The 17,468-nt window shown below is 71.2% G+C and carries 19 protein-coding genes and 5 pseudogenes; 5 read left to right on the top strand and 19 right to left on the bottom strand.

The window, feature by feature from the left end; all coding sequences use genetic code 11:
• Window positions 1-81: 81 nt before the first annotated feature.
• The 5 genes and pseudogenes from MTP03_RS23540 to MTP03_RS08445 all read left to right on the top strand — a co-directional run.
• Window positions 82-549 (top strand): annotated as a pseudogene (locus tag MTP03_RS23540) (cupin domain-containing protein); the annotation flags it as partial.
• An 86-nt stretch (window positions 550-635) separates the two neighbouring features.
• On the top strand, window positions 636-1,142 hold the full coding sequence (locus tag MTP03_RS22665) for an AraC family transcriptional regulator (protein WP_256465242.1): 507 nt from the start codon (window positions 636-638) through the stop codon (window positions 1,140-1,142).
• A gap of 77 nt (window positions 1,143-1,219) precedes the next feature.
• On the top strand, window positions 1,220-1,681 hold the full coding sequence (locus tag MTP03_RS08455; RefSeq protein WP_248491569.1) for an SRPBCC domain-containing protein: 462 nt from the start codon (window positions 1,220-1,222) through the stop codon (window positions 1,679-1,681).
• 198 nt (window positions 1,682-1,879) lie between these two features.
• The gene (locus tag MTP03_RS08450) at window positions 1,880-2,209 is read left to right on the top strand and encodes a hypothetical protein (protein WP_248491568.1); all 330 of its coding nucleotides are present in this window, start codon (window positions 1,880-1,882) and stop codon (window positions 2,207-2,209) included.
• A complete protein-coding gene (locus MTP03_RS08445; protein ID WP_248491567.1) occupies window positions 2,206-2,718 on the top strand; it encodes an anthrone oxygenase family protein in 513 nt (170 codons plus the stop codon). The genes MTP03_RS08450 and MTP03_RS08445 overlap by 4 nt, the downstream gene beginning before the upstream one ends.
• Here MTP03_RS08445 and dprA read toward each other — a convergent pair.
• The 19 genes and pseudogenes from dprA to rpsP form a co-directional block, all read right to left on the bottom strand.
• A complete protein-coding gene (dprA, locus tag MTP03_RS08440; RefSeq protein ID WP_371820922.1) occupies window positions 2,707-3,570 on the bottom strand; it encodes a DNA-processing protein DprA in 864 nt (287 codons plus the stop codon). The genes MTP03_RS08445 and dprA overlap by 12 nt on opposite strands.
• Window positions 3,571-3,876: 306 nt before the next feature.
• On the bottom strand, window positions 3,877-5,397 hold the full coding sequence (locus tag MTP03_RS08435) for a YifB family Mg chelatase-like AAA ATPase (protein WP_248491566.1): 1,521 nt from the start codon (window positions 5,395-5,397) through the stop codon (window positions 3,877-3,879).
• Window positions 5,398-5,557: 160 nt separating this feature from the next.
• Window positions 5,558-5,764 (bottom strand): annotated as a pseudogene (locus MTP03_RS08430) (YraN family protein); the annotation flags it as partial.
• Between the two features lie 113 nt (window positions 5,765-5,877).
• A complete protein-coding gene (locus MTP03_RS08425; protein ID WP_040768524.1) occupies window positions 5,878-6,183 on the bottom strand; it encodes a DUF2469 domain-containing protein in 306 nt (101 codons plus the stop codon).
• Window positions 6,184-6,264: 81 nt separating this feature from the next.
• Window positions 6,265-6,939 carry a ribonuclease HII gene (locus MTP03_RS08420; RefSeq protein ID WP_248491565.1) on the bottom strand — a complete coding sequence of 225 codons (675 nt, stop codon included), beginning with the start codon at window positions 6,937-6,939 and terminating at the stop codon, window positions 6,265-6,267.
• A 6-nt stretch (window positions 6,940-6,945) separates the two neighbouring features.
• Window positions 6,946-7,602 carry a signal peptidase I gene (gene lepB / locus MTP03_RS08415; RefSeq protein WP_248491564.1) on the bottom strand — a complete coding sequence of 219 codons (657 nt, stop codon included), beginning with the start codon at window positions 7,600-7,602 and terminating at the stop codon, window positions 6,946-6,948.
• A gap of 343 nt (window positions 7,603-7,945) precedes the next feature.
• Complete coding sequence (gene rplS / locus MTP03_RS08410) at window positions 7,946-8,287, bottom strand: 50S ribosomal protein L19 (protein ID WP_019203499.1); 342 nt, start codon at window positions 8,285-8,287, stop codon at window positions 7,946-7,948.
• Between the two features lie 61 nt (window positions 8,288-8,348).
• On the bottom strand, window positions 8,349-9,326 hold the full coding sequence (locus tag MTP03_RS08405) for a hypothetical protein (RefSeq protein ID WP_248491563.1): 978 nt from the start codon (window positions 9,324-9,326) through the stop codon (window positions 8,349-8,351).
• A 70-nt stretch (window positions 9,327-9,396) separates the two neighbouring features.
• Window positions 9,397-11,758, bottom strand: a pseudogene (locus MTP03_RS08400) (Tex family protein).
• A gap of 67 nt (window positions 11,759-11,825) precedes the next feature.
• Window positions 11,826-12,500: a hypothetical protein gene (locus MTP03_RS08395; RefSeq protein WP_248491562.1), complete on the bottom strand. Its 675-nt coding sequence runs from the start codon at window positions 12,498-12,500 to the stop codon at window positions 11,826-11,828.
• Between the two features lie 394 nt (window positions 12,501-12,894).
• Complete coding sequence (locus MTP03_RS08390) at window positions 12,895-13,110, bottom strand: hypothetical protein (protein WP_248491561.1); 216 nt, start codon at window positions 13,108-13,110, stop codon at window positions 12,895-12,897.
• Complete coding sequence (locus MTP03_RS08385; RefSeq protein WP_248491560.1) at window positions 13,107-13,385, bottom strand: hypothetical protein; 279 nt, start codon at window positions 13,383-13,385, stop codon at window positions 13,107-13,109. The genes MTP03_RS08390 and MTP03_RS08385 overlap by 4 nt, the downstream gene beginning before the upstream one ends.
• Entirely contained in the window at window positions 13,382-13,693 is a 312-nt protein-coding gene (locus MTP03_RS08380) for a YbaB/EbfC family nucleoid-associated protein (RefSeq protein ID WP_248491559.1), read from the bottom strand. Before MTP03_RS08380 ends, MTP03_RS08385 begins: the two co-directional genes overlap by 4 nt.
• Window positions 13,694-13,784: 91 nt before the next feature.
• Window positions 13,785-14,090 carry a hypothetical protein gene (locus tag MTP03_RS08375; RefSeq protein ID WP_248491558.1) on the bottom strand — a complete coding sequence of 102 codons (306 nt, stop codon included), beginning with the start codon at window positions 14,088-14,090 and terminating at the stop codon, window positions 13,785-13,787.
• Between the two features lie 167 nt (window positions 14,091-14,257).
• A pseudogene (locus tag MTP03_RS08370) lies at window positions 14,258-14,620 on the bottom strand (PQQ-binding-like beta-propeller repeat protein); the annotation flags it as partial.
• Window positions 14,621-15,288: 668 nt separating this feature from the next.
• Entirely contained in the window at window positions 15,289-15,981 is a 693-nt protein-coding gene (gene trmD / locus MTP03_RS08365) for a tRNA (guanosine(37)-N1)-methyltransferase TrmD (RefSeq protein ID WP_248491556.1), read from the bottom strand.
• 10 nt (window positions 15,982-15,991) lie between these two features.
• Window positions 15,992-16,512, bottom strand: a pseudogene (gene rimM, locus MTP03_RS08360) (ribosome maturation factor RimM).
• A 4-nt stretch (window positions 16,513-16,516) separates the two neighbouring features.
• Entirely contained in the window at window positions 16,517-16,765 is a 249-nt protein-coding gene (locus MTP03_RS08355) for an RNA-binding protein (RefSeq protein WP_248491555.1), read from the bottom strand.
• The gene (rpsP, locus tag MTP03_RS08350) at window positions 16,765-17,220 is read right to left on the bottom strand and encodes a 30S ribosomal protein S16 (RefSeq protein WP_248491554.1); all 456 of its coding nucleotides are present in this window, start codon (window positions 17,218-17,220) and stop codon (window positions 16,765-16,767) included. The genes MTP03_RS08355 and rpsP overlap by 1 nt, the downstream gene beginning before the upstream one ends.
• Between the last annotated feature and the right edge of the window lie 248 nt (window positions 17,221-17,468).

Below are 17,468 nucleotides of genomic sequence, written 5' to 3'. Positions count from 1 at the left end.
GGACCACGCCGGTTTCTGGACACCGCCACCCTGGGGTCACCCTAAGCATTCACTGGCTCATTGTCAGTGTCATCAGGCCCAATGCGGACAGCGTTTTCTCACATATCCGACATTTGGTTCGGTTTCCCATTCCAGGGGCACTATGGAGTGATGCGAAGCGGCGATCCGTGGGCGAACACCGATCCACTCGGTGAGGCACTGCATTACCTGCGGATGACGGGCAGCTTCTACTGTCGCTCCGAACTGACCGGGCCGTGGGGCATCGAACTGCCGCCCCAGCGCGGATCGATGTGGTTCCACATCGTGAGCGCCGGAGACTGCTGGCTCGCGGTCGACGGCGACGAACCCCACCGGCTGCGCACGGGCGACTTCGCTCTCGTCCCCCACGGTGAAGGTCACCGGCTGTACAGCGAGGAGGGCGCCTCGACGCCTCGATTCGACACGCTGGACTACGAGTACGGAAGCGAGCGATTCGCGGTTCTTCGACTCGACGGAGGCAGCGGAACCGCTCCGACCACTCTGGTCTGCGGCACTGTGCGGTTCGGTCATCCGGCGGCCCGCAGCTTGACGGAGCTGTTGCCGCGCGCGGTAGTCATCGACCGCGCACCCGGCGCCCCTCCGCGGAGACCGAATGGATGGAGAGCACGCTGCGCCTCATCGCCGCCGAGGGACGACATGCGCGTCCCGGTGGTGAGGCCGTCATCACCCGACTCTCCGACATCCTCGTCATCCAGGGGATCCGACGGTGGATCGCCGATCATTCCGACGACCGGACCGGATGGTTGCGGGCGTTGCAGGACCCGCGGATCGGCCGCGCCATGTCGCTCGTCCATCGCGATCCCGCACGCCGGTGGTCGGTGGCGATCCTGGCGCGCGAAACCGCGATGTCGCGATCGGCGTTCTCCGCCCGGTTCACGGACCTGGTGGGCGAGCCCGTCATGCAGTACGTCACGCGCTGGAGAATGCAGGTCGCACTCGACCAACTCCAGCACGGCGACCGTTCCGTCGAGGACCTCGCGGCCCGCCTGGGGTACGCATCGGACGCGGCGTTCAAGCGGGCCTTCAAACGCACCCTCGGTATCACTCCCGGCACCGTCCGCCGTGTCTCACCGGCGGAGCTCTCGGAGCTCCCGACGACCTAGTCGGCGCTGGACGAACGAGCACGAATTCTCGACTTCCGAGCATGGTAGGACCGCCTCGTGCCGCTTAGGTTCGAAGCATGCCTGACATCCTTCACCGAATCGGGGCCACCGCGCCCCGCCATACCGTGTACACGTCCCTGGTCACGCCGGATGGCATCGCGGCGTGGTGGACCGACGACGTCACCGGCGACGCCCGCGAGGGCGGGACGATCCGCTTCGGATTCGAGCCCGGAGAGGCCGTGGCGGACCACGCGTCGTTCGAGATCGCGGTGCGCCGAGCAGTGCCCGACGAGCTCGTCAGCTGGGAGGTCCTCCAGGGCCCTCCGGAGTGGATCGGGACTGAGATCCGCTTCGAACTCACCGACGAATCCCCGTACACCATCATTCGATTCGGCCATCTCGGGTGGCCGGCGGCAGGCGAATTCATGGGCCACTGCAGCACGAAGTGGGCGATGTTCCTGATGAGCTTGAAGCAACTCGTTGAGACCGGCACAGGCGCGCCGGCACCCAACGACGTCCCGATCAGCAATTGGCACTGAGCGATCGCGCGAACTCGGTGGCGCACGGCGGCGGACATGATGCGGTGGTCGTCACCGGTTCGCGCAGCACGCGCCGGCGGTGCCGGAATCTCGCTCTGATCGTTCACGACTCTGGCGTCGGGGTGCCTGCTGTGTCTCGCATCAGGCCTGGTTCTGAGCGGGCTCACGCGCTGGGGACTGCTCCGGTACCGGTGGGTCGTGGTCAAGTTGCTGATCAATGTCGTTCTGACCGTCTTGATCGTCTTCGCTCTTCGACCGTCGATCGCGGACATCGCCGGTCGGCCGGACGCCCTCGCAGCGGGTATCGCGACCGACCGCGACGCGATCAGCTCCTGGTTCTACCCGCCGAGCGTCTCGCTCGCGCTCCTGAGCTGGGCAACGGTACTCGCCGTCGTCAAGCCCTGGGGACGGGTGCGTCGCCGACGTGCGCCTCGCGACCGGCGACCTCCTGGGAACGACGCCCACAAGGCTCGGACCGCCGAACCCTCCGGCGGCGACACCGCCACTCTCGAAGGAGACTCCGCATGACCGGCTACCCGGTGACGCCCGAAGATCTTGGTGTGACACCGATTCGGCGGCTCACGCTCGCCGCCGCGCTCGCGGCCGCGGTCGGCACGGGCGTGTTCTACTCCTGGTCCGCGATGGTGATGCCGGCCATCGAGCGGCTGCCGACCGAGACCGGAGTCGCCACGATGAAGGAGCTGAACGCGGCTGCGCCGGCGCCGTATTCGGTGGTCGCGCTCATCACCACCGGGCTGTGCGTCATCGCCGTCGTCGGCGTGCTCCGCAATCCGGCTCGGTGCGCCGACCGCGTGGTGGTGATCGCCGGCGCCGCTGCCTACTTCGTGGCGGCGATCGTCGTCACGTTCACGCTCAACGTCCCCTTGAGCTACTCCATCGACCAGTTGGCGGAGACCGACCACGCGGGATGGGTGGGCCTCTGCCGCAACTGGATGTGGGCCAACCACGTACGGACGTTCGGATGCGCCGCTGCCACCGCCCTGCTCGCCCTAGGGGCGCTGCGATCACGGCGGTGACGAGTCGGTGCCGCCGCCCAATCGCCACAGGGCCCCGTCGCGCCGCACCAGTCCCTTCACCTCCAGCAGGGCCAGCTGACCCATCACCGCTCGGGCCGGTAGGCCCGCGGCGATCGCGATCTCGGACAACGGGAGAGCCGACCTCGCGGGCAGAGCGTCGTAGACCCGCAACGCGGGGCCCTCGAGGCCGTCCGTCGGACGCATGGGCACCTCGCGCTCCGACGCCAACTCGCCGATGCGGCCCGCCATCTCGATCACCTCGCTCGCCCGTGTGACCAGTTCCGCCTCCCCGCCGCGGATCAGCTGATGACAGGTCACGGACGTGGCGGCCGTGATCGGGCCGGGGACCGCACACACCGGGACACCGCGGCGCCTCGCCCAGGTCGCCGTGTTCTTCGTGCCGGAGCGGAATCCCGCCTCCACCACGACCACCCCGCGCGTCACGGTCCCCACGATCCGGTTCCGGTTGAGGAACCGGAACCGGGCCGGAACCGCGCCGGGCGGATACTCCGACACCACCAGCCCCGATGCGGCGATCCTGCGGAACAGTCCCGCGTGCCCCGCCGGATACGGCCGGTCGAGCCCGCCGGCCACGAACGCCACCGTCGGGCCGTCCGCCGACAGGGCCGCGCGGTGCGCGGCACCGTCGATCCCGTAGGCGCCGCCGGAGACGATCGTGAAGCCCTCCGCCGACAGGTCGCCCGCGAACTCGTCCGTGACCCGCTCCCCGTAGCTCGACGGTGCGCGCGTCCCGATCATGGCGACCGACCGTTCGAGCAGTTCGTCCAGGCGTCCCGCACCGACCACCCAGAGTGCGCTCGGCCGTAGCTCCCGCACCTCGTCCGCATGCACGTCCTGCCCCTCGGCGACCAGCCGTTCGGCCAGGCTGCAGCGCGGCCGCGGGCCATTCGTCGTCGTCCGGCGTCACCAGCCGGCCCCCGAGATTCGCCATGTGCGCGAGATCCGTCTCGGCCCGCTCCTCGGCGACACGGCCCGCGGTCGCCTCGCTGATCGATTCGAACCCGTCCGGGAACTCGCGCCGCCGGACCATCGCGGCGGCCTCCTCGGCGCCGACCTCCTCGATCAGCGCGTACAGCGGCCCGCACGGCGGCTCCGCCACCCGGCTCAGGTAGGCCCATGCCCGTCGCACGTCGTCGTTCATTTCCACCCCTTGTCCCGGAACTGCAGTGCCTGCGTCACTTCGGCCTCCCCCGGTCTGTCCAGCCCCTGCAGGTCCGCCACCGTCCACGCGACGCGCAGGCACCGATCGGCGCCGCGTGCGGTGATCTGGCCGGTGCGCAGGAACAGCTCGAGTGGGCGCAGCGCCTGCGCCGGGAGCCGGAACCGCCTGCGCAGCACCACACCCGGCACCTCGGAGTTCGTCAGCCACCCCTCCGCCGCCCAGCGCGCGGCAGCCGCCTCCCGTGCGTTCCGCACGCGAGCGCGCACCACCGCGGTCGGTTCCTCCCCGGTGTCGCTCGCGTGCAGCGCCCCGGTCGTGGGCGGCTCCATCCGGACCCACAGGTCCACCCGGTCGAGCAGCGGGCCGGACAGCCGCCCCAGGTAGCGGCGGCGGACGGTCGCCGTGCAGGTGCAGTCACTGTCGCGCGCGGGCGCGCACGGGCACGGGTTGGCAGCCATCACCAGTAGGAAGCGGGACGGGTACTTGACCACCCCGTCGCGGCGCGCGAGCCGGATCTGCCCCTCCTCCAACGGGGTTCGCAACGCCTCCAGGGACTTCGGTCCCATCTCGGCGCACTCGTCCAGGAACAACACGCCGCGATGCGCGAGCGAGACGGCGCCCGGCCGCGCCAGCCCGCTGCCGCCGCCCACCAGCGCGCTCACCGAGGAGGTCTGGTGCGGCGCGACGAACGGCGGCACGGTGATCAGCGGGCGATCCGCGTGCAGGTTGCCCACGATCGAATGGATCGCGCTGACCTCCAACGCCTCCCGTCGCGCCAGAGGCGGCAGGATGCCCGGCAGGCGCGAGGCCAGCATCGTCTTCCCGATGCCCGGCGGACCGGTCATCATGATGTGGTGCGCCCCGGCGGCGGCCACCTCGAGCGCGTACTTCGCCTCGGGCTGCGCGACGACGTCGGCGAGGTCGGGCACCGCCGCATCGTGCTCGTCGGCGACGAGCGGACCGGGCTCGGCCAGGGCACCGTCTCCCGCGAGCCACGCGACGACCTCGGCGAGGTGCGCGGCGCCCAGCACCTCCAGCCCCTCCACCAGCCCGGCCTCGCCGAGATTGCCGAGCGGCACGACGGCGCGCGCGAACCCGGCCTCCTTCGCCGCGAGCACCGCCGGCAGCACTCCGCGTACCGACCGCACGCGCCCGTCCAGGGCCAGTTCGCCGAGCAGCACCGTGCCGGGCAGTCGGCCCGCCGGCACCTTCTCCGCCGCCAGCAGGATCGCGATCGCCAGCGGGACGTCGTAGACGGACCCGACCTTCGGCAGCGTGGCGGGCGAGAGCGCCAGCGTCACCCGCGTGTCCGGGAACCTGATCCCGATGTTGGCGATGGCCGCGCGCACGCGGTCGCGCGACTCCTTGAGCACGGTGTCCGGCAGCCCCACCAGATGCACCGCCGGCAGGCCCGGGCCGATGCACCCCTCGATCTCGACCACGGCGCCGTCGACGCCCGTGATGGCGACCGAGTGCACCTTGCTCAGCGCCGACATCAGGCCACCCCGGCCCGGTACTCGAGCGTGACCGGCCCGCCCGGCGGCGAGAACACCGACGCCACATCGATCCGGACCTGCGCGAACGCGCCTCGCGTTCCGCGAGCCATCGCGACGTCAGCGCCCGCAACTGCGCGACCTTCCGCGGGGTCACCGCGTCGAAGCCCGTGCCGAACGCGGTCCCCGTGCGCGTCTTCACCTCGACGACGGCCAGCAGCCCGTCCGGCGCCTGCGCGATCACGTCCAGTTCGCCGCGCAGTCCCCCGCCCGAGAACCGCCAGTTGCGGTCGAGCACCGTCCATCCGCGGTCCGCGAGGTAGTCGCAGACCACGTCCTCGCCCGCTCGCCCCACTTCGTTGTTCCCCATGGGCCGATCCTGCACCCGCGACGACACAGGCACCGCCGGCGACGGCGGTGCCTGTGGAGAGAAGAAGTTATGTACGCAAACCTGTGGAGCGAGCCTCGGTCGGAGGGCCCGTACTACTCGGGAAGCCGCAGCTCAGGCTTGTCGAGCTCCTCGATGTTGACGTCCTTGAACGTGACCACGCGGGCCTGCTTCAGGAACCGCGCCGGGCGGTACATGTCCCACACCCACGCGTCGGTCATCCGCACCTCGAAGTAGACCTCGCCGTCGGCGTTGCGCGGGATCAGGTCGACCCCGTTCGCGAGGTAGAAGCGGCGCTCGGTCTCCACCACGTAGGTGAACTGGCTCAGCACGTCCTTGTACTCGCGGTACATGGACAGCTCCATCGCGGTCTCGTACTTCTCGAGATCCTCTGCGCTCACGTCGTCCTCCTCACCTGGTCACCGTAAGAACCTTTCCAGATTACCGCGCCCAACGGCGCACCCGCGCCCCGACGCGGCCGATCATCCCGCGTGGTTCTCCAGCGCGTCGCGCACGTTGCGGTACCGCATCCGGTGCTGCGTGCTGGGCCCCAGCTCCCCCAGCGCGGCCATGTGCACCGCCGTCGAGTAGCCCTTGTGCACCGCGAAGCCGTAGCCGGGGAAGGCACCGTCGAGCTCGGTCATCACCCGGTCGCGCGTCACCTTCGCGAGCACGCTGGCCGCCGCGATGCACGACGCCGCGGCGTCGCCGCCGATCACCGGGAGCGACGGCACGCCCAGACCGGGCACCGTGAACCCGTCGATCAGCGCGTATCCGGGCCGTACCTGCAGGCCCGCCACCGCGCGCCGCATCCCCACGATGTTCGCGACGTGCAACCCGATCCGGTCGATCTCCGGCGCCGGGATCGACACCACCGACCAGCTGACCGCGTGCTCGAGGATCTTCGGGTACAAGGCCTCCCGCGCGAGCTCGGTGAGCTTCTTCGAATCGTCGAGCCGCGCCAGCGCCGGCGGGACCCGGGCCGGAAGGATGCAGGCGGCCACCGTCATCGGGCCGGCGCAGGCGCCGCGCCCTGCCTCGTCGATGCCCGCGACCGGTCCCAGTCCCGCCCGGCCGAGCACCGTCTCGAAGGTGCTCAGAGCTCTGCCGCCGCCGGACGACCGCACCACCGGCCGCGGCGGCCACCGGTCCCGCACGGCGCGCTAGCCCTGCTGGGGGTTGATCGCGCGCACCGTCTGCCAGCGGCTGAACGGGTAGATCACGGCGACGACCTTGCCGCGGATGTCGGCCTTCGGGATGGTGCCCTGCAGCCGGTCCTCCATGTGGAAACGGGAGTCTGCGGAGAACATGCGGTTGTCCCCCATCACGAAGACGTTGCCGTCGGGAACCGTGATCGGCCCGAACGGCTTCTGCCAGCAGGCGTCCTGCTTGGCGAACTCCTTGGCGGTGTCGGCCAGGTACGGCTCGACGATCTTCTTGTCGTTCACCGTGACGCCCGTCTCCGGCCGACACTGGATCGTCTGCTCGCCCACGGCGATCACGCGCTTGACCAGGTTGTTCTCGTTCGGCGGCTGCAGCCCCACGAACGACAGCCCCTCCTGGATACCGCGGATGATCGTGTTGTCCGAGCGCACCTTCTGCATCGGCTCGAGGCCCCACGACTCGGTGGGCCCCTTGAAGACGATCACGTCGCCCGGCTTCGGGTCGCCGGTGAAGTAGCTGATCTTCTGCGTGACGATGCGGTCGCCCGTGCAGCCCTCGCAGCCGATCAGCGTGGGCTCCATCGACTCCGACGGCACGTACCACTGCCGCCCCACGAACGTCTGCAGGCAGAAGCTCAGCACCAGCGCGACCAGCACGATCGCGCCGATCTCCAGCGGCCAGTTGGTCTTCTTGCCCTTCTTGGCCTTCGTGTCCTTCGCCGAACGCTTCTCGTCCGACGGCGCGGGGTCGGGTTCGAGGCCGCGTGCCGTCCCCCCGCCCGACGGTCCGCCGTCGGCTCGGCCGAGCCGTCGGGGTCAGGGGCGTCGGGGATGTTCGTCTGCTCGGGCACGGGTACACACTACCGAGCAGCCGCACGTCCCGAAGAAACAGCCGCTCCCCGCAGAGATCCCCGGGCGCCGCGAGTATTCGCGGGGCGACGGGAGATTCCTGCGGGGAGCGGTGGAGTCTGCAGCGGGCGAAGCCCGACTACGCGCTACGTCAGCGCTTCTCCTTGATCTTGGCGGCCTTACCGCGCAGGTCGCGCAGGTAGTACAGCTTCGCGCGACGCACGTCACCACGGGTGAGGACGTCGATCTTGGCGATGTTCGGGGAGTGCACGGGGAAGGTGCGCTCCACACCGACGCCGAAGGACACCTTGCGCACGGTGAAGGTCTCGCGCACGCCGCCGCCCTGGCGGCGGATCACGACGCCCTTGAACACCTGGACGCGCTCCTTGCTGCCCTCGATGACCTTGACGTGCACGTCAAGGGTGTCGCCGGGGCGGAAGTCGGGCACATCGCTGCGCAGGGACTGCTGGTCAATGAAGTCGAGCGTGTTCATCGCTGGATCATCCGTTTCTTACATGTCTTCGCGAGCAGAGGACCCTGGCGGCCCGTCGCGACTACTGCCGCGGGGGTTCGACCGGTTCGTACTCCTGGCGTGCCGGCCGCTCAGCAGCCGGATACACCCGGGCAGCACGCAGCCCGGGCAACCTGTTGATTGTGCCAGATCGGCGCCGGTTTCTCGAAATCGTGAGCCGCCGGGCCATCGACCGGGGCCGTCGGGGCGGCGCGGGCGCGGGCACCACGGTGCGGTCGAGCTCCTTCTCCGCGTCCTCCCGCAGGTTCGGCAGCAGGTCCGGCCGACCGGCCATGAGGTCCTGGACGCCGATCTTCACGCGGATCAGCGGCCGCCGCAGCCGCCGCTCGCGGCGCAGCGCCCGCAGCATGCGCCGCGAGTCCGTCTCGTACCGCCACCGCGCCCACGGTGCGCCCGGGCGGGACAGCCGGATCGCGCCGATCAGCAGCAGCGGGAAGAAGAACAGCCCGATCAACCCGGTCCAGATCTTGCCCTTGAGCAGCACGATCGCCGCGGTCCCCAGGCTGATCACGCCGAACAGGATCTGCGCCGCGCGCTCCGGCGAGTCGCGGAACCCGGCGATGTCCACCAGGTCCAGCGGCCGGAGCCCCAGCAGCAACAGGCCCGTCACGGCGACGGCGGTGAACACCGCATCCACCGACGTGCGCCCCTCCTCCTGCCAGTACACGTCCCGCAGGTACAGGATCAGCGCGAACTCGTCGAGGATCAGTGCGGCGCCCAGCCCGAACACGCCGGACAGCACCGCGGCCGTCGTCTGCGTCGCGGTGGTGAACGTCGCCATCAGGCCCACCGCCGATCCCAGGCACAGGACCACGCCGAACACCATGTGGTGCACGTGCAGACCGCCGGGCTTGACGTTGCCGAACCACCACCGCACCTTGGCGCGGATCAGCCGGACGCTGATCCGGATGCACACGAAGCCCACGATCAGCCCGACGAAGAAGGCGAACAGCGGCAGCCGTCCCGCCTCCACGATGTCGTGCGTGAACCAGGTGGACATGATTCCAACCTAGCGCCGAACGCCGTTCTCCCAGGTCGAACCGCCGCGGCCGGTACTCGCCGCAGCCCGGTTACTTGCCGAAGCCGGCCTTGCGCAGCGCGTCGGCCATCGAGCCCGACGGTGCCGCCTGCCCACCTCCGCCGCGCTGTCCCCCGCGCGGCTGGCCGCCACGGTTCTGGCCGCCGCGCTGCTGCCCGCCCTGGCCGCGGTTCTGGCCGCCGCGGTTCTGCCCGCGCTGGCCGCCCTGCGGCGCACCGCCGCCGCGCTGGCCGCCGCCGCGCGGCCCGCGGTCGCGGGCGGCATCGTCGTTCAGACGCAACGTGAGCCCGATGCGCTGGCGCTCCACGTCCACGTCGACCACCTTGACCTTCACGACCTGGCCGGACTTGACCACCTCGTGCGGATCGGAGACGTAGCGATCGGACATGGCGGACACGTGCACCAGGCCGTCCTCGGTGCACGCCCACGTCCACGAACGCGCCGAACGCGGCCACGTTGGTGACCACGCCCTCGAGCACCATTCCCGGCCTCAGATCGGAGACCTTCTCCACGCCGGCGGCGAAGGTCGCGGTGGCGAACGCCGGACGCGGATCCCGGCCCGGCTTCTCCAGCTCGGCGAGAATATCGGTGACCGTCGGGATGCCGAACCGCTCGTCCCCGAGTTCGGCGGCGATATCGGCCGGCCGGAGCTTCGCCAGTGCCGCGGTGTTCCCGATCAGTTCGGCCAGGTCGAGGCCCGAGCGGTCCAGGATCTTCCGCACCACCGGGTACGCCTCGGGGTGCACGCCGGACGCGTCGAGCGGGTCGTCGCCGCCGCGGATCCGCAGGAAGCCGGCGCACTGCTCAAAGGCCTTGGGCCCCAGCCGCGGCACCTTGAGCAGGCCCTTGCGGTTGCGGAACGCGCCGGACTCGTCGCGGTAGGCCACGATCGCCCCGGCGAGCCCCTCGGACACGCCGGACACGCGCGCGAGCAGCGGCGCCGATGCCGTGTTGAGGTCCACGCCGACCGCGTTCACCGCATCCTCGACCACCGCGTCGAGGCTGCGCGCCAGGCTGGCCTGCGACACGTCGTGCTGGTACTGGCCCACGCCGATCGACTTCGGGTCGATCTTCACCAGCTCGGCCAGCGGATCCTGCAGCCGGCGCGCGATCGAGACGGCGCCGCGCAGCGACACGTCCATGTCCGGCAGCTCCTGCGACGCATACTCGGACGCGGAGTAGATCGACGCGCCCGCCTCGCTCACCACGGCCTTCGCCGGGACCTTCCCACCGGCCTTCTTGATCTCGCCGAGCAGCTCGGTGGTCAGCGCGTCGGTCTCGCGGGACGCGGTGCCGTTGCCGATCGCCACCAGCTCCACGTCGTGCCGGGCGATGAGCGCCGCGAGCAGCGCCTTCGACTTGTCCCACTGGTTCTGCGGCTGGTGCGGGTAGATGATCAGCGTGTCCAGCACCTTGCCGGTGCCGTCGACGACGGCGGTCTTGACGCCGTTGCGGAAGCCCGGGTCGAGGCCCAGGGTGGGCCGGGTGCCCGCGGGCGCGGCGAGCAGCAGGTCCTTGAGATTGGTGGCGAACACCTGCACTGCGTCGTCCTCGGCGCGCTGCCGCAGCCGGGTCCGCGCGTCGACGGTGGCCGAGACCATCAGCTTGGTGCGCCACGCCCACCGCGCGACCGTCCCGAGCCACTTGTCGGCCGGGCGCCCGTGGTTCGAGATCCCCAGCGTCGCGGCGACCATCGACTCGTACGAGGCGTCCTCGCCGCCGTCGAACTGCAGCGTGAGCACCTCCTCCTTCTCGCCGCGGAGCACGGCGAGCACGCGGTGCGATGGCATGTTCTCCAGCGGCTCGGAGAACTCGAAGTAGTCGCGGAACTTGCTCGCCTTCTGCGGATCGGCGCCCTCGCGCACGCCGGTGCGCAGAGTCGAATCCGTCCAGAACTTCTCGCGGACCCCGCCCACCAGCTCCGCATCCTCCGCGGCCCGCTCCACGAGGATGTGCCGCGCGCCCTCCAGCGCCGCGGTCGCGTCGGCGACGTTCTCGCCGAGGTACTCCGCGGCCAGCTCCTCGGGCACGAGCGTCGGATCCTCCAGGAGTCGCTCGGCCAGCGGCTGCAGCCCGTTCTCGCGCGCGATCTGCGCCTTGGTGCGCCGCTTCACCTTGTACGGCAGGTAGATGTCCTCCACCCGGGCCTTGGTCTCGGCCGCGTACAGCGCGGCGCGCAGCTCGTCGGTGAGCTTGCCCTGCTCCTCGATGGACGCGAGCACCGCGGCCCGGCGCTCGTCCAGCTCGCGCAGGTAACCGAGGCGCTCCTCGAGCTGCCGCAGCTGCGCGTCGTCGAGGCTGCCGGTGACCTCCTTGCGGTACCGGGCGATGAACGGCACCGTCGACCCTTCGTCCAGCAGCGCGATCGCCGCGGCCACCTGGTTCTCCCCCACCGAGAGCTCCTCGGCGATGCGGGCGGACACGGACTTGATAGGCGAGCTCGAATTCACCCGCGTCACCCTACCGGCGCCCACCGACGAGGTCCGCGATCACCGGCTCCGTCGCGCCGCACACCATCACCGCCTCGTACGCGATGTCGGGCAGCCCCGCCCCGCCGTCGCGCACCAGGAAGTGCAGCGCCGACAGCGCCCGCGCCGACTGGAAGCCGAGCACGTAGCCCGTGTGGTCACCGTCGACCCGGCACGCGTGCGCGGCCCGGTCCAGTTGGTCCACCTCCGCGGCCAGACGGTGCGCCTCCCCGCCGCGCGAGCCCGGCGCGCGACGTTCGTCCAGCAGGACCGCGCCCGCATCGTCGAGCCGCGGGTCGGCGGCCCGATCCAGCGCGCCCGCGACGACGGTGATCGCCGCCTCCCGCCGACGGTCCGCCGGCACCGCGGCCACCGCCTCCGCCAGGTCCGGCAGGCTATTCGACCGGTGCATGACTCTCCTCCCCGCGAACCCCCATGCCCCGTCCGACCAGCTCGGCGCGAACCCCTGGGCGCGCAGGTGATCACACACGTCGCCCGGCGGTTCGACGGTGCCCACCACCGGGCCGGGCGCGAACCCGTGCGCCGCGCAGAAGGTCGCGATCGACAGTTCGGGCCATGACTCGTTGCCCGCGGCGAGCTCGCCCTCTCGAGCATCACGCCGGGCCGCAGGTACCCGTCGAGCTCGGTGGTTCCGATCACGCGCCACGGGCGGCCCGCCTCGTCTGCGACCTCGGCGACGGCGAACGACGTCCAGCCGCGGGCCGGGCCGGTGATCGCCGTGGTCAGCTCACGCAGCCGGATCTCGAGGTCGTCCGGGGCCGCTCCGGCGACGGCGTAGCGGGTGGCACGGTGGGCACCGTCGCCCCCGAATGACCTGCCCAGCGCGCCCATTCCGGCCAGCGGGGCGAAGCCGCCGAGCGCGGCGCCGTGCCCGGCGGCGAGCTCGGCCGACCGCCGTTCCGCCTCCTGGGCGGCATCCTCCGCCTCGGCCCGCCCCCGCAGGTCCGCGAGATCTGCGGCCTCGTCCGCCGCCGGATCACCGGGCGGGCGCGCACCGCGGGCCTCGAGCCGCGCGAGCGCGGTCCGGGCGGCGATGCCGGTCATGCGGTCGCGAGTGGCGGCCACCAGGTCCGCGTAGCCACCGACGAGATCCGCCCGGGCATCGTCGAGCTCGCCCGCCCGGACCAATGCCTCCGACGGTGCCCGCACACCCAGCCGCGCGGCGATCCCCCGACCTCGGCGAGCGCGGCGCGGTACTGCTCGGCGGCGCCGATGAACTCGCCGGGCGAACGAGGCCAGAACTCGGTGTCGGTCATCCCGCGGCCTCGATCGCCTGCGCGGCGGCCCGATCCGCGGCCGTCGCCGTGCGGGAACCGGTGCGGATGCGCTCGGCGAACGCCCGGAGCTCCGCGACGGACGACGCGTGCAGGTCGCGCGCCGCGGCGTCGGAGACGGCCGGAATGGTGCCGAGCGCCCGCGCGTACCTGTCCTCGGGGAGCGGAAGGGTTGCCGGCGCGGGGATCGCCTCGGCGAGAGCGTCGACGGTGCGCGCGAGCCGCTCCCACGCCGCCGGTTCCAGTTCGAAGATCATGCGAGTGCCCGCGCGATCTCGGCGCGCCGCGCGTAGTGCTCACGCAGCGAATCGGCCGCGCGTTCCGCGAGCTCGACGATCAAGGGCCCCAGCCGTTCCGGCGGGTGCGCCCGAGCAGATGTCGGCGCGAGGTCGACCTCGACGACGTGCCCTCGCACGTCGACGGTGACCGCCACCGTCCGGTCGTGCGAGCGCGCGGTGACCCGCGCGGCGCGGAACTCCTCATCGAGGCGGGCCAACTCGGCCTCGCGCCGCTCGACCTCGGCCAGGAGGGCGGCGGCGCCGCGCGTACCGTCGAGAACAGCCATGATTCCCCCGAATCCCGGACGCCCCCACGCCCGCTCCGGTCATCATGCCGCGCCGGGAGCGGCGCCGGGCGGGATCGCCGGAATCCCCGGGTCAGCGGAACACGACGACGTCGTCCGTCTCGGCCGTCGAGACTGTCGACGACGCCCGCGCGGACAGCGCGACCGCGCCGTCCGTCACGAACCGGAGACGGGCCCCGGCCAGGGGCGCAGGTACCCGCCATCGTTCCCGAAGGTCGGGAAGCGACAGCCCGACGATCTCCGAGTCGGTGGCGCACACGAGGGTGCTTCCCGACACCAGAGTGGAATCGTCCTGCTCCGTGATCGCGGGATGCTCGACGTCTGCGACGATGCCGTCGGCACCCAGCACCTGCGCCCGACCGGCCTCTGTCGTCACCACGTAGTTCATCCCTCCAGCGCGGAACGGATGCACATGCCGGCTCGAGAGGGTTCCGTTACCGACCGACGCGACCGTGCGGGTGAGACCCCGACGTTCAGTCCCACCGAGCTCGACGACGACCACCCGCCGCTCGGTCCGGCAACCGACCGCGGAGCGCACGGCGTCGCTCAAGCCGTCGTCCGCCATGCATCCGACTCCCACGACGGCGATGCGCCGCGGATCGAGTCCGAAGACCTGCTCCGCGCCCCCGAGATCCACTGAGGCGGAGTCCTTCCTCTCCCCGTGCGGACGTCGAGGCCGACCACGCTCGTCCTCCCCGGATATGTGGAGACCACGTACGCCGTGTCCGCGGAGGCGAACAGCGACAGCGACGGGGCAGACCAGTCGCTCTGCCAGATGACCGCCCCGGTCTCCGGGTCCACCCTCGACAGTTCCTTCTCGGCCCAGACGTCCTGCACCAGCACCACCGAAGCCCGCACAGAGGACTCGCCGGCACGTTCCCAGGCCACACCGCCGTCCGCCGCCCGGTACGCGGTGGTCCGCTTCTCTCACCGGCGTCGTCGACCCCGTTGACCAGGACCGTTCCACCCACGACAGCCACCAGCCCCAACGACTTGGTGACCAGGTAGCTCAGGAGCCAGGCCCGGTCCCCGGTCGTGTGCAGCTTCGCGAGCCGCACCTGGATGCGTGCCCGCACCGACCCCGTGACCGGGTCGTGAATCGTGAGATGGGACTCGCCGGTCATCGAGTGGTGCAGAATCGCCACGGCGTGCTCATCGATCGCGACCTCCGGCAGGGTGCCCGACAGCGGCGCACGCCATCGCTCGCGCCCGGTTCCGGGATCGACCGCGATCAGCTCGTCGTTCGTGCGGAAGTACCACCCGTGTGACGTGACCTCGGTGCCGACGCCCCGCAGTGGACCGGCGACCCGACGGAGATCCCGCCCGACGGTGACCGTCGTGTCCGCGCCGAAACCGTGGTCCCGCGACCACGCCGCCCCCGACGCCGCGGCCGACACGGGCCCTGCACTCCGCGCAGGCTCGTCCCCGAGGGGCACACCGCACGCCGTGACGAGGGCGGCGACGACCGATGCGACTCCCGCTCGGAGCAATGCCGTCTTCATTGCCGCCCTCCCCGGCGGAGTCCGATACGACGGACTCACCCGAAATCCACCGTACGCGGCTTCGGGTCAGGAAGTCTACGCAGGTGGCAGCAGGTCCGGTCGACGCTCCGCCGTGCGCGCGAGGGACTGCTCGCGGCGCCACTGCGCGACCTTCGCGTGGTCACCGGACAGCAGGACCGGCGGCACCGTGAGGTCGCGCCAGGTCTCGGGCCGCGTGTACGACGGGCCCTCGAGCAGGCCGCAGGCACCGTCGGAGAAGGAGTCGTCCTGATGGGAGAGCTTGTTGCCCAACACGCCCGGGATCAGTCGGGCGAACGCCTCGACCATGACGAGGACGGCCACCTCGCCGCCGATGAGGACGTAGTCCCCGATGGACACCTCGACGACGCGCACGCGCCGCGCGGCGTCGTCGAAGACGCGCTGGTCGATGCCCTCGTAGCGGCCGCACGCGAACACGATGTGGTCCTCGCCCGCCCAGTCGTGGGCCATGGCCTGGGTGAACGGGACGCCGGCGGGCGTCGGAACCACGAGGAGCGCGTCGTCGGGGCACACGTCGTCGAGGGCCGGCCCCCAGACGGTGGGTTTCATCACCATGCCGGGCCCACCGCCGTACGGAGAATCGTCCACGGCCTTGTGCACGTCGTGCGTCCAGTCGCGCAGGTCGTGCACGCCGAATTCGATCAGCCCCTTGTCGACGGCCTTGCCGAGGAGCGCTTGGTTCAGCGGCGCGAGGTACTCGGGGAAGATAGTCACCACATCGATGCGCATGCGCCGCAGCCTATTCGGGGTCGAGCAGGCCGTCGGGCGGGTCGACGGTGACGGACCCGCCGGCCACGTCGACGTCGGGCACGATGGCGGTGACGAACGGGATGAGGATCTCGCGGCCGTCGGGCGCCTTCACCGACAGCAGTTCGCCGCCGGGCGGGTGCAGGACCTCGGCGATCACGCCCACCTCGGTGCCGTCGACGGTGCGCACCGCCGTGCCCTCGAGTTCGTGGTCGTAGAACTCGTCCGGGTCGTCGCTGGGCTCCACGTCGGCGGAGTCGATGACGAACAGGGTGCCGCGCAGTTCGTCGGCGGCGGTGCGGTCGTTCACGCCCTGTAGACGCACGAGCAGCCTCCCGGAGTGCTCCCGGGAGGCTGCCACGGTGTACGTGCTGGTGTTCCGCCGCGGGGGCGCCGCCCGGTGAGGACGGCGCCGTCCGCGAAGCGGAGCTCGGGCGAATCGGTGCGCACCTCGACGACGATCTCGCCGCGGATGCCGTGCGATTTGGCGACCCGCCCGACTACGAGCTCCATACGATCAGCGGATGCGATCGGTGTCGACGACGTCGATCCGGATGCCCTTGCCACCGATGCCGGTGACCAGGGTGCGCAGGGCGGTGGCCGTGCGGCCGCTGCGGCCGATGACCTTGCCGAGGTCGTCCGGGTTCACGTGCACCTCGATCACGCGGCCGCGACGGCCCGTGATGAGGTCGACGCGCACGTCGTCGGGGTTCGCGACGATGCCGCGCACGAGGTGCTCGACGGCATCGGCGACCACGGCGCTCATTACTCGCCCTCGGCCGGAGCCTCGGCGGGAGCCTCAGCAGCCTCGGCGGGCGCCTCGTCGGCCTTCTTCTCCGCCTTCTTCTTGGGCGTGGTGGCGGCCGCGGCGGGCTCGTTGTCGGCAGCGGCGAGCGCGGCGTTGAACAGGTCCAGCTTGGACGGCTTCTCGGGCGCGGTCTTCAGGGTGCCCTCGGCGCCGGGGAGCCCCTTGAACTTCTGCCAGTCACCGGTGATCTTCAGCAGGGCGAGCACGGGCTCGGTCGGCTGCGCGCCGACGCCGAGCCAGTACTGCACGCGCTCGGAGTCGATCTGGATGAGCGACGGCTCCTCCTTGGGGTGGTACTTGCCGATCGACTCGATCGCGCGGCCGTTGCGGCGGGTGCGCGAGTCGGCGATGACGACCCGGTACTGCGGGTTGCGGATCTTGCCGAGCCGCGTGAGCTTGATCTTGACAGCCATGTGTCAGCGTTCCTTCGTGTAGTCACTGTGCAATTCAGCGATGCACCTGGATGGCGCACCCGGTTTTGCCGTCTTCATGCGTGACCGCCGGGCGGTATCTCAGCCGCTGCCGGTCAGCAGCGGTCCATTCTGCCACGCCGCACGACCAGCGCGAAATCACCCGCGCCGCCGGAACGGATCGCCGCACCGGCCCACACGGGAATCGCCGCATCGGCGCACACCACTTACACTCGAGGGAGAGCACGGTG

This window comes from Tsukamurella sp. PLM1, from assembly GCF_023168325.1.
Lineage (GTDB): Bacteria > Actinomycetota > Actinomycetes > Mycobacteriales > Mycobacteriaceae > Tsukamurella.
The sequence above is the reverse complement of the archived record's forward strand: the minus strand, read 5'-3'. Positions and strand labels throughout refer to the sequence as shown.

Bases quoted from the DNA above. Each gene is read 5' to 3' on its own strand.
- MTP03_RS08435 (WP_248491566.1), bottom strand. From the start codon at position 5,397: ATGTCGGCGCTGAGCAAGGTGCACTCGGTCGCCATCACGGGCGTCGAC.
- MTP03_RS08380 (WP_248491559.1), bottom strand. From the start codon at position 13,693: ATGGCTGTTCTCGACGGTACGCGCGGCGCCGCCGCCCTCCTGGCCGAG.
- MTP03_RS08405 (WP_248491563.1), bottom strand. From the start codon at position 9,326: ATGTCCACCTGGTTCACGCACGACATCGTGGAGGCGGGACGGCTGCCG.
- rplS (WP_019203499.1), bottom strand. From the start codon at position 8,287: ATGAACACGCTCGACTTCATTGACCAGCAGTCCCTGCGCAGCGATGTG.
- MTP03_RS08385 (WP_248491560.1), bottom strand. From the start codon at position 13,385: ATGATCTTCGAACTGGAACCGGCGGCGTGGGAGCGGCTCGCGCGCACC.
- MTP03_RS08355 (WP_248491555.1), bottom strand. From the start codon at position 16,765: ATGAGCGCCGTGGTCGCCGATGCCGTCGAGCACCTCGTGCGCGGCATC.
- trmD (WP_248491556.1), bottom strand. From the start codon at position 15,981: ATGCGCATCGATGTGGTGACTATCTTCCCCGAGTACCTCGCGCCGCTG.
- MTP03_RS08390 (WP_248491561.1), bottom strand. From the start codon at position 13,110: ATGACCGACACCGAGTTCTGGCCTCGTTCGCCCGGCGAGTTCATCGGC.
- MTP03_RS08455 (WP_248491569.1), top strand. From the start codon at position 1,220: ATGCCTGACATCCTTCACCGAATCGGGGCCACCGCGCCCCGCCATACC.
- MTP03_RS08445 (WP_248491567.1), top strand. From the start codon at position 2,206: ATGACCGGCTACCCGGTGACGCCCGAAGATCTTGGTGTGACACCGATT.
- rpsP (WP_248491554.1), bottom strand. From the start codon at position 17,220: ATGGCTGTCAAGATCAAGCTCACGCGGCTCGGCAAGATCCGCAACCCG.
- MTP03_RS22665 (WP_256465242.1), top strand. From the start codon at position 636: ATGGAGAGCACGCTGCGCCTCATCGCCGCCGAGGGACGACATGCGCGT.